6 protein-coding genes are annotated in these 12,285 nt (G+C 39.7%); 3 read left to right on the top strand and 3 right to left on the bottom strand.

What is annotated here, in order from left to right:
* Nucleotides 1-4 precede the first annotated feature (4 nt).
* The 3 genes from mtgA to arcB form a co-directional block, all read right to left on the bottom strand.
* The gene (gene mtgA, locus F1325_RS02725; RefSeq protein WP_160229962.1) at nucleotides 5-703 is read right to left on the bottom strand and encodes a monofunctional biosynthetic peptidoglycan transglycosylase; all 699 of its coding nucleotides are present in this window, start codon (nucleotides 701-703) and stop codon (nucleotides 5-7) included.
* A 20-nt stretch (nucleotides 704-723) separates the two neighbouring features.
* Nucleotides 724-1,374, bottom strand: coding sequence for an isoprenoid biosynthesis glyoxalase ElbB (gene elbB, locus F1325_RS02720; RefSeq protein ID WP_109371917.1), 651 nt, complete (start codon nucleotides 1,372-1,374; stop codon nucleotides 724-726).
* A 236-nt stretch (nucleotides 1,375-1,610) separates the two neighbouring features.
* On the bottom strand, nucleotides 1,611-3,947 hold the full coding sequence (arcB, locus tag F1325_RS02715) for an aerobic respiration two-component sensor histidine kinase ArcB (protein WP_160229961.1): 2,337 nt from the start codon (nucleotides 3,945-3,947) through the stop codon (nucleotides 1,611-1,613).
* 674 nt (nucleotides 3,948-4,621) lie between these two features.
* On the opposite strand from arcB, the gene gltB reads away from it, so the two are divergent.
* The 3 genes from gltB (at nucleotide 4,622) to dcuC (ending at nucleotide 12,273) form a co-directional block, all read left to right on the top strand.
* Entirely contained in the window at nucleotides 4,622-9,082 is a 4,461-nt protein-coding gene (gene gltB, locus F1325_RS02710; RefSeq protein ID WP_160229960.1) for a glutamate synthase large subunit, read from the top strand.
* 9 nt (nucleotides 9,083-9,091) lie between these two features.
* Complete coding sequence (locus F1325_RS02705; protein WP_109371923.1) at nucleotides 9,092-10,489, top strand: FAD-dependent oxidoreductase; 1,398 nt, start codon at nucleotides 9,092-9,094, stop codon at nucleotides 10,487-10,489.
* Nucleotides 10,490-10,998: 509 nt separating this feature from the next.
* Nucleotides 10,999-12,273, top strand: coding sequence for a C4-dicarboxylate transporter DcuC (gene dcuC / locus F1325_RS02700; protein WP_109371925.1), 1,275 nt, complete (start codon nucleotides 10,999-11,001; stop codon nucleotides 12,271-12,273).
* Nucleotides 12,274-12,285: the final 12 nt, after the last annotated feature.

Genomic DNA, 12,285 nt, shown 5'->3' with positions numbered 1-12,285 from the left:
GGTGTTACAAATTATTTTTCTTTAAAAAGGCTATTCCCCCCATTAGTCGCATCTGATTTAAGATCCACTGTTGCCGTTTTAAGGTATAAGCAGAAGGTTTATTTACGTGATAAATATGCGGGTTAGGCAATACTGCGGCTAATAATGCAGCTTCATGGCTTGTAAGTTGTTTCGCTGGCTTTCTAAAATAGTATTGAGAAGCCTGCTCTACACCGAAGATCCCATCACCAAATTCAACAATATTCAGATACACCGTTAAAATACGTTTTTTTGACCAAATAAGCTCGACAACTGGCGTCATTCCCGTCTCAAGCCCTTTTCTTATCCAACTACGACCATCCCATAAAAAGAGATTTTTGACCGTTTGCTGAGAAATAGTCGATGCACCACGTAATGTTTTCCCGTTGTTATGATTTTTTTTGAAAACTTTCTCAATAGCATCAAAATCGAAGCCCCAATGTTTGGGAAAATTTTGATCTTCAGAAGCAATAACGGCTAAATACATCACAGAAGCTATCTCTTTTTCACTTACCCAAGTGGAATGTGATACATAAGAGAAATCAAACTCACTCCAAGCAGAAATTTGTCTTTGAACCATAACAGCAGAAAAAGGCACAGGTAAAAAAGAAAACAGCACAACTGTTAACAGCCATAAAGCAATTAAAATAATTAATAGTTTTTTTAACTTTCTCACCAGTACCATCTGCTGTTTTTACCTACTATTTATGCCATCTCAAGGACTTTCTTAACTAGTTTCTCAATACCTACCTGTGCTTGTGCAATAGATTGTGCAAGCATATACGCAGGAGTTGTGACAACACGATATTTTTCATCAACAACAATATCATCAACCGGGCAATCTATATGGACGCCGCCCATCTTTTCAATTGCACGAGCTGTTTCTGCGTCATTTCCAATTGTTAATTTTACTGGAGAATTTAACATTTTTGGTAACATTACAGGCGCAATACATATTAACCCTAATGGCTTATTTTGCTGATGCATCGCTTGTACAAATCTTAAGAGATCTTTGTTAATTTCACAGTCACTCCCTTTTGTTGCGAAATTGCATAAATTCTTCGCGGCACCAAAGCCACCAGGAATAATGACAGCATCAAAGTTTTCAGCCTTTGCCTCTGATAAAGGGGAGATTTTTCCACGAGAAATACGAGAGGATTCTTCCATCATATTCCTTTTTTCTGATTTTTCCTCACCTGTAATATGATTAATTACAGTTGGTTGCAAATCATTAGGTGAAAAATAATGAACTTCAGCATTATTTTGGCTTAAAGCAAGCATTGTGAGCACTGATTCATGGATTTCGCTCCCATCGAATACACCACAGCCACTTAAAATTACCGCAATTGATTTCATATCTTTCTCCGTTTGTAGTAGATTACTAGTTACCCATTTATAGGTGTAAACACCAATCGGCATCACATATTTAAATGTTTCTTGTAACAAAAAAACTTATCTTTGCTATTTTGTTGCTTGTATGATGTATGGAATAGTTTCATCCTATTCGCCTATGTAATGAGAATCAAAAAAAGCGGATAGAAAAGTTTCCCTGGTGTTGGCGCAGTATTCGCGCACCCCAACTTCGGTTGGGGTTATTTTTTTCTAGCGTCTGCCAACCAGTTTCTTAAACTTTCTATATCCTTTCTCCAATCCTTCCCTAGCTCATCGACCCACTCTTGTACATTGTCCCACCAAGCAGGTAATTCCGGTGATTGGATCTGTTTAGCGAGTTGCTGTAAATGTTTTAAACCAATAGAACCTGCTGCACCTTTGATTTTATGTCCTTCCTCAGTGATGCCCTTCTGATCACGCGCTGTTAGGTTAGATTCAAGGACTGACATATAACTTGGCATCATCTTTTCAAAAACATCTAGACCATCAGTGATTAATTGAGGTCCGACAAGTTCGATGTATTGATTCAGCATGTCTATATCTAATAATTCTTCATTTTTATTCAACAATTCCGATGGATCATTACATGGCATAGAAACCGCACCATCACCCCAGAATTTGTTGATAATCGCGGTAAGTGCATCCACAGAAAGTGGTTTACTTAGCACATCATTCATTCCCGCATCCAAATACTCTTTTTTGTCTTTCAAAACATTTGCTGTTAAAGCGATAAGAGGAGGAAGTTCATTACTGTCGAATTCTTGACGTAATTTTCTTGAAATATCGAAGCCAGTCATATCAGGTAATTGAATGTCTAGTAGCACTAAGTCATATTCATCAGGCTTAAACATCGATAGCGCTTCTTGCCCTGTCATTGCCACATCAACGGTATTACCCAATTTTTCTAAAACAGAGCAGGCAACAATCACGTTAAGTTCTATATCTTCAACAAGCAGAATATTTAAAGCAGGTAATAAGAGTTCATCATCACTTTCGATATCGTGGTGCTCTTCAATCGCAGGAGCGACGATAGAGAGCGTAAAGGTAGAACCCTCACCTAACTCACTCTCAACACGAATATCGCCGCCCATATGCTGTGCTAGGCGTTTTGAGACAGCAAGTCCGATACCCGTTCCCGTTGCAGAACGACCACCTTGACTATCATTGACTTGATAGTACATAGCAAAGATCTTCTCAAGCTCACTTTTTGGAATACCAATTCCGCTATCTTTCACTTCAAATAACAACTTATCTGGCGCTTCTTGCCAAATACGCACTTTGATTTCACCTTCTTGAGTAAACTTCACAGCATTACCAATGAGATTCCATAAGATCTGGCGTAATCGAGTCCCATCAGAGGTTATCTTATGCGGTAGCGTTTCTTCGGCTTCGAGTGTGAATTTCAATCCTTTTGGCTGTACTAACAATCCAGACAGGTTTTCTAAATCAGAAATAAATTCAGTAAAGTCAATTGGCTGGTTATCTAACTGAATTTTTCTACGCTCAATTTTGTCCATCTCAATCACGTCATTAAAAATATTCCCTAACGTAATCGCACTCACATGGATCGTTTTTAAGTAATTGAGTTGTTCTGGTGAAAGCTCGGTATCCAATAAGATACGACTTAATCCAACAATACCATTTAGCGGTGTACGCAATTCATGGCTGATTGTTGAGATAAAGGTGGTTTTATCACGGCTCGCGTTCTCTAACGCGTCTTGATAGCGCTTACGCTCTGTAATGTCACGTCCAAAGCCCATTAAGCCATGACGTTTACCAATACGATCATAAAACGGCACTTTTCGTAGTTCAAAACAAGCCTTGCGGCCATCAGGATAAACTAACCACTGCTCATAAGTGAGCGACACATTATGACGGAAGACTTTTTCATCCGTTTCCATCACTTTTATCGCAATATCTTCGTCATACACATCAAGTGGTGTTAAACCGATAAGTTGCTTTTCACTTTTACCTGTCAGTAATTCCGTCGCACGGTTACATCCTGAAAATTCATTATCTTCATTACGGTAATAAACTAAGTCAGGAGAGGCATCTAGGAATGAGCGTAAAAGTGAGGATTGCTGTTCAAGCTCGATTTGCGTCAATTCACGACGCTTCATTTCACTTTTTAGTTTTTCTAGTAGTTCAAGGTGTGCTTTTTCAACTTTTTCACGCTCTTGAATTTCCAAGTTTAATTGCTCAATATTCTCTTTTAATTGAGAGTTAAGCTCTAAGTCGCGCTGGCGCATTACACCTAGTTTATCCACCATACGAGATAAACGGCGTCGTGATTCTTCAAGTTGTTCAACCACAACAGAGAGAAAATAGACAGCCCAAGGCGTAATGATCAGCCCAAAGAAAATAGAGCGAACAAGGTCAATACTGGTAACATCACCTGCAAGCAAGAATGTCACCGCCATTTGAACAACCATCGCTAAAACAACTAATGCAGAAGCTAACAACAATGAGAAGCGAATTAGCCCCAGCCTCATCATTAAGTCAACGTAGTATTGGGCAAGCCCTTTGAGCAATTTCATTGAAAACTCCAATATATTGAATCTATGGAATGATAACCCAAAAATGAATTGGCGCAGTGGCGAACATTCAGAAATCTTACTAAGAGTGGTTATTTCTCATTACTTTGTTTGATTTAACCCTCTATTTTCTCTCAACGAGTCTATTCAGACATATGCATTCATAAAAATAATACAAAAACCAAGCAACATAGACGATAGCAATATCAACGATAAATAGACCTTATTAGAAAAAATTCAATTTGTCTTTTTTTATACAAAATGTATAAAAACAATAAAACTCCAAAATCAATATATTCAGTAGAATAACTCACTACCCGTTTTTATCATTAAAGGATGAGATAAAGCTAAACCGCTCAAATAAAGTGATATAGCTCACATTAAAAAATCGCTCTCATACTATTTTAAAATAGAATAATTTAGTTATTAATCAATGTATTAAAATAAAAATATCCTTATCTATTTTATCTCAGTCAAATATCCCTACACATTGACCTGATTTTTATTTATCGATAAGTTGAAAAGGCATTGCATAGCAATATAAAAAACACACCAAGCTAGGCAAACACAACATCACCCGACTGAGCACCCATAAATTTACCTACATACTTAGAGCCAAAACGTTCCTTTTGCGCTCTTTTTTGAGGCGCCCAGTAAACTAAGTAGGAAGCAAAAAAATGCTCTATCAAAAGACACAGGAAAAAGACAATTGTGGGTTTGGGTTGATTGCACATATTGAAGGGCAAGCCAGCCATAAGATTGTCAGAAATGCCATACATGGTCTTGCCAGAATGCAACATCGTGGTGCGATTCTTTCTGATGGTAAAACCGGCGATGGATGCGGATTACTCTTACAAAAACCAGAGCGTTTCTTCCAATTAGTTGCACAAGAAAAAGGCTGGCATTTAGCAAAAAATTACGCCGTAGGGATGCTATTTTTAAGCCAAGATCCCAATATTGCCAAACAATGCCGTCTCATCGTTGAAGAAGAGCTACAACGTGAAACACTTTCTATTGTCGGCTGGCGTAAAGTGCCTATTAACACTGATATTTTAGGGAGTATTGCCCTTTCTTCTCTTCCTTTAATCGAACAAGTTTTTGTTAATGCCCCCGCAGGATGGCGGATAAGTGATATTGAGAGACGACTCTTTATTGCCCGCAGACGTATTGAAAAGCGCATTACTGACAATGATTTTTATATTTGTAGTCTTTCTAATTTAGTGACCATCTATAAAGGTCTCTGCATGGCCATTGATTTACCGCGCTTTTTTACCGATCTTGCCGATCTACGCATGGAATCTTCAATTTGTTTATTCCACCAGCGTTTTTCAACTAACACCACACCAAGATGGCCTCTTGCACAACCTTTTCGCTATCTTGCTCATAATGGTGAAATAAATACCATTACAGGCAATCGCCAATGGGCAAGAGCGCGTGCCTATAAATTCCATACACCACTTATTCCTGATCTACAAAGTGCAGCGCCTTTTGTGAATGAGAGTGGCTCAGATTCAAGTTCACTCGACAATATGCTAGAACTTTTTCTCAATGGCGGTATGGATATTGTTCGTGCAATGCGATTGTTAGTGCCGCCTGCATGGCAAAATAATCCACAAATGGATGAAGATCTTCGTGCCTTTTTTGATTTTAACTCAATGCATATGGAGCCTTGGGATGGCCCCGCAGGCATTGTATTATCAGATGGTCGTTACGCTGCGTGTACGCTAGATAGAAACGGTTTACGCCCTGCTCGTTACGTTATTACCACAGATAACATCATCACTTGTGCTTCTGAAATTGGTATTTGGGATTATCAGCCTGATGAAGTGCGAGAAAAAGGACGTGTAGGTCCTGGTGAGCTGATGGTCATTGATACTCATCAGGGGCGTATTTTGCACTCTGCCGAAACCGATGAAGATTTAAAAAGACGCCATCCTTATAAACTGTGGTTAGAGCGCAATGTCAAACGTTTAACGCCCTTTGAAGAGTTACCAGAACAACAAGCTACAGGACAACGTGCCTTTGATGACACTTTATTAGCCACTTATCAAAAACAATTTGCATATAGCCAAGAAGAACTTGAAAGCATTTTGCATGTGCTTGCAGAAAACGGGCAAGAAGCCACAGGATCAATGGGCGATGACACACCATTTGCTGTACTTTCTCAACGCCCTCGGCTTATTTATGACTATTTCAGACAAAAATTTGCGCAAGTAACAAATCCTCCCATAGATTCATTAAGAGAAGCACATGTTATGTCTTTAGCGACCTGCATTGGGCGCGAGATGAATGTGTTTTGCGAAGCGGAAGGTCAAGCTCATCGACTGAGTTTTAAATCGCCTATTTTGCTTTATAGCGATTTCCAACAGCTTATTAATCAAGAAAGTCCTTATTACCAATCTGTTCATCTTGATATCACATATCAACCAACAGAATGCAACCTAGAAACAGCGTTACGCCAATTATGCGCAAAAGCACAACAGGAAGTTCACCGTGGTGCGGTATTATTGGTTTTATCAGATAGAAATATCACTAAAGAGCGATTGCCTATTCCTGCTCCTATGGCAGTTGGAGCGGTACAAAAAGCATTGGTAGATAATAACTTACGCTGTGATGCCAATATTATTGTCGAAACCGCCAGTGCTCGTGATCCTCACCATTTCGCCGTATTACTCGGATTTGGTGCTACCGCTATTTACCCTTACCTTGCTTATGAATCTTTAGCTCAGCGTGTTGATAAAAAAATCCTGCAAGCAAGCTATGCCCAAGTGATGCTTAATTACCGTAACGGCATAAATAAAGGATTGTATAAGATCATGTCCAAAATGGGCATTTCAACCGTAGCTTCTTACCGTTGCTCTCAACTTTTTGAAGCGGTGGGATTAAATGATAGCGTTGTCGAGCTCTGTTTTGCGGGCGTTGATAATCGGATTAATGGCGCTGACTTTAGTGATTTTGAACACGACTTATTCAATCTATCTAAACGAGCTTGGTTAACCCGTTACCCTTTAGAGGCGGGGGGATTATTGAAATATGCGCATAAAGGGGAATATCACGCCTACAATCCTGATGTCGTTCAAGCACTACAACAAGCGGTAAATAGCGGGGAATATGCCGAGTATCAGCATTATGCTAGTCTGGTACAACAACGCCCAATAACCACATTGCGCGATATGCTAGTCCTCAATAACAAGGCAACGCCTATCTCGATTGAAGAAGTCGAACCTGAAACAGAATTATTTAAACGCTTTGATACCGCCGCAATGTCAATTGGTGCCTTAAGCAAAGAAGCTCATGAAGCCCTTGCGCAAGCGATGAATACGTTGGGCGGATTTTCAAATTCAGGCGAAGGCGGTGAAGATCCGGCTCGTTACGGTACTAATAAAGTCTCACGCATTAAACAAATTGCCTCGGGTCGTTTTGGCGTGACGCCTTCTTATCTAATGAGTGCAGATGTTTTGCAAATCAAAGTCGCACAAGGAGCAAAACCCGGTGAAGGAGGACAACTTCCCGGCGATAAAGTCACCCCTTATATTGCGCAATTACGCTACGCTGTTCCTGGTGTTACTTTAATATCACCGCCACCTCATCACGATATATATTCTATTGAAGATTTAGCACAGCTTATTTTCGACTTAAAACAGATCAATCCCACTGCACTGATTTCTGTAAAACTCGTATCAGAGCCTGGTGTGGGTACCATTGCTACTGGTGTTGCCAAAGCCTACGCGGATTTGATAACCATTGCAGGTTATGACGGAGGTACAGGTGCAAGTCCTTTAACTTCTGTAAAATATGCAGGTAGTCCGTGGGAATTAGGTTTAGTGGAAACCCAACAAGCGCTGGTGGCAAACAATCTTCGTCATAAAATTCGTTTACAAGTCGATGGCGGATTAAAAACAGGACTCGATATTATTAAAGCGGCGATTTTGGGCGCAGAGAGTTTTGGTTTTGGTACAGGTCCTATGGTCGCGTTAGGCTGTAAATACTTGCGTATTTGTCATTTAAATAATTGCGCAATGGGTGTTGCAACTCAAGATGAAACGCTACGTCGTAACCATTATCACGGATTACCTGAACGTGTTATTAACTACTTCCGCTTTATTGCACAAGAAACCCGTGAGTTAATGGCATTGCTTGGAGTACGAAAAATTACCGACTTAATCGGTCGTACCGATCTGCTTTCTTGTTTAGAAGGTGTGACGAGCAAACAGCAAAAACTCTCATTAGGCGGATTACTAGAAACAGTGACATCCCCCATAGGTAAAGCCCTTTATTGTCAGGAAAATAATGAAACTTATGATAAAGGTGAATTAAACCAGCGTATTGTTACTCAAACGATTGAAGCCGTTGAACAGCAAAAAAGCCAAACACACTATTTTGATATTCGTAATACAGACCGCTCTGTGGGTGCAACGTTATCTGGCATTATTGCTAAGAAATATGGCGAGAATGGGTTATCTGCAACACCTATAAAACTTCATTTTACGGGCACCGCAGGTCAAAGCTTTGGTGTCTGGAATGCACAAGGCCTTGAATTAACCTTAGTCAGTGATGCAAATGATTATGTTGGTAAAGGTATGGCGGGCGGTCGTATTGTAATTTCACCTCCAGTTGGTTCTGCTTTTAAAAATCATCATGCAACCATTATGGGTAATACGTGCCTTTATGGCGCAACAGGCGGGAAACTGTATGCTTCAGGCTTGGCAGGTGAACGTTTCGCCGTCAGAAACTCTGGTGCGATTGCTGTTGTTGAAGGCGTTGGTGATAACGGCTGTGAATATATGACGGGCGGTATTGTCTGCGTTCTCGGTAAAACAGGGATTAACTTTGGTGCAGGAATGACGGGGGGATTTGCCTATCTATTAGATGAAGACCTCACATTATCGCAACGGATCAACACTTCGTCGATTGAGTTGCTTCCTGTTGCATCCTTTGCCATTCTCGCTGAACATCTACGTGGCATGATTGCAGAACATGTCAGACTAACAGGCTCACAGCAAGGAGAAAGATTACTTTCACAGTGGGAATATTGGTCACAACACTTCAAGTTGGTTAAACCAAAGTCCAGTGATGTCAATGCGTTGCTTGGTCATCCTCGTCGTTCATCTGCTGAATTACGCGTTCAGGCACAATAGGAGAATATTATGAGTCAGAATGTGTATCAGTTTATCGACTTAAATCGTGTTGAGCCAACTAAAAAACCGTTAGCAATTCGCAAAATTGAGTTTGTTGAAATCTATGAGGCCTTTTCACCACAGCAAGCCTCCGCACAAGCTGATCGCTGTTTAGGTTGCGGGAATCCTTATTGTGAATGGAAATGCCCTGTTCATAATTACATTCCTAATTGGTTAAAGCTGGCAAACGAAGGACGTATTATTGAAGCGGCCGAGCTTTCTCATCAAACAAACAGTTTGCCTGAAATTTGTGGTCGCGTTTGCCCTCAAGATAGGCTTTGTGAAGGCGCCTGCACGCTTAATGATGATTTTGGTGCAGTCACAATTGGTAATATTGAACGTTACATCAATGACACCGCCTTAGCGCAAGGATGGCGCCCCGATCTTTCTCACGTCACAATGACTGATAAAAAAGTTGCGATTATCGGTGCAGGCCCTGCGGGTCTTGCCTGTGCAGATGTTCTTATTCGTCAAGGTGTGAAACCGGTTGTTTATGATAAACATCCAGAAATTGGCGGATTACTTACGTTTGGGATACCCTCTTTTAAACTCGAAAAATCACTGATGATCCGACGCCGCGAATTATTTAGTGAAATGGGTATCGAGTTTTGCCTTAATACGGAAATAGGCAAAGATATCGCCCTAAATACCCTAATAACACAATATGACGCAGTTTTTCTAGGATTGGGCACCTATCACAGTTTAAGCGGTCATTTTCCTAATGAAAATGCTGATGGTGTTTATAGCGCCCTACCTTATTTAATTGGTAATACACGTTATTTAATGGGTTATGGTGAAGATCCTCAAACACCTTATATCGACCTTAAAGATAAAAATGTAGTGATATTAGGCGGTGGCGATACCGCAATGGACTGTGTGCGTACTGCAATTCGACAAGGTGCAAATAAAGTCACTTGTGTTTATCGTCGTGATGAAAGCAATATGCCAGGTTCAAAACGTGAAGTAAAAAACGCCAAAGAAGAAGGTGGCGAATTTTTATTTAATCTTCAACCTACAGATATAGAAGTTGATAATCAAAATAAAGTGGTTGGTATTCGCGTTATTAAAACTCAAAGTGATAAAACATTAACGCCGATTGAAGGAAGTGAGCATTTGTTATCTACTGATGCGGTTATTCTGGCATTTGGCTTTAAACCTGCACATTATCCATGGTTAGATGAAAATAATATTGAATATGCATCTTCAGGCAGAATTATTATTTCAGATAATCAAGAAATACCAAATCAAACAACAAACCCTAAAGTGTTTGCTGGGGGCGATATTGTACGAGGTTCTGATCTTGTGGTAACAGCAATAGCAGAAGGAAGAGAGGCTGCCGAAGGAATATTGCAATATTTATCATGTTAAATATTTTTTATTTCCGTTATTTTAAATAACAATTTCTCTTGTTTATTATCCCATTTGATTTAAGTGGGATAATTTTTCAATATTATCGATGAAATTAATAAATAGTATTTAAGGATCATTAAGATATCAGACTAAATAATCATTCTCATTACCATTTAATATAATTTATAGAATAATATTTTGATAAAAAGCGATATTCTTTTTTGTATCAAAATAACACTCTTTATCTATAGTAAATATAATTTATTTTCGTATTTTTTACTTTATCTCTTTTTATTTAACCTTTTCGTCATCTTTTAATGATCATTGTTTTACCGCATTTGTTAATAACATCACAGTCTAAAAAAATAGATTTTATTTCGGCTATTAAATTTGATAACAATCAAATATTGTCAACCTACCAACTTCATAATGGAGTCACCTAATAACTTTACAGAAAAATATAATTTATTGATGTTAGGTTCGCTTTCATAATTAATAGTATTGTCATAATTAACTAGGGGATCACCATGGTGATGCAACTTATAGCCGTAGCCGTTATTATCGTAACTGTCTATTTGCTAATAAAAAAATATGAAACCCGAATGGTACTTATCGGTGCGGGTTTATTGCTTTGTATTTTGAGCCTAAGCCCATTAGATGCGTTTGCCGCATTTAGTGAGCGCATGGTATCTTCATCATTAATTCAAGCAATCTGTTCGAGTATGGGTTTTGCTTATGTTATGAAATATACCAAATGCGATATGCATCTGGTTCATGTTTTATCAAAAGTAATGACTCGTCTGGGCTTCTTCCTTATTCCAGCTACGGTCGTCGTAACGTATTTTATTAATATCGCAATCCCATCAGCAGCAGGTTGTGCGGCAGCGGTAGGTGCGACACTCATTCCATTATTAATCGCAGCACGTATTCACCCAGCTATCGCTGGTGGTGCAGTGTTATGTGGTACTATCGGCTCAATGCTAAGCCCAGGTATGTCGCATAACGCCTTCGTTGCTAACATGGCGAATATGGAAGTGGTTGATTTAATCGCTCGCCATAGCCCATATAGCTTAATGGCTGGTGGTATCGCAGCAGTTTCACTGGCGGTTGTCGCTTTAGTGAAAAAAGAGTTCAAAATGGCTTCTGTTGCGGGTGATGCATCATCTTCATCAGCACAAGCAACGCCAGAAGCTATTCGCCCTAACTACTTATATGCAACAGCACCTTTCATTCCATTAATCCTGTTAATTCTGCCATTCTTCGAGACTTTCAGTACATTTAAACTGTCTGTACCAGCGGCAATGTTAATCGGTTCTATCTATGCTCTGTTCATCACATTAACTAACCCAGCTCAAATTACGAAAGAGTTCTTTAAAGGTATGGGTAATGCTTATGGTGATGTATTAGGTATCATCATTGCAGCAGCAGTATTCGCAGCAGGTCTGAAAGCATCTGGTTTAATCGACGCGTTCATCAACTTCTTAACTCATTCTCCTGAATTCGCTCGCTGGGGTGGTACTTTAGGGCCATTCTTAATGGGTATTATCACAGGTTCTGGTGACGCAGCAGCATTCGCATTCAACGAAACAGTAACACCTCATGCTGCACAATTCGGTTATGAAATCCCAGATATGGGTATGGCAGCGGCATTATCTGGCGCGTTAGGTCGTACTATGTCACCACTGGCAGGTGCAGCAATTGTTTGTGCTGGTCTTGCAAACGTAAACCCTATGGAAATCGCAAAACGTACTGCACCGGGTATGATTATCGGCGTCATCGCTGTTGCGTTATTCATGTTATAAGTGGAGAAATGA

Origin of the sequence: Proteus columbae (assembly GCF_009914335.1) — a bacterium.
In the GTDB taxonomy this organism is placed as follows: domain Bacteria; phylum Pseudomonadota; class Gammaproteobacteria; order Enterobacterales; family Enterobacteriaceae; genus Proteus.
This window is presented reverse-complemented; position numbering and strand designations above follow the sequence as displayed.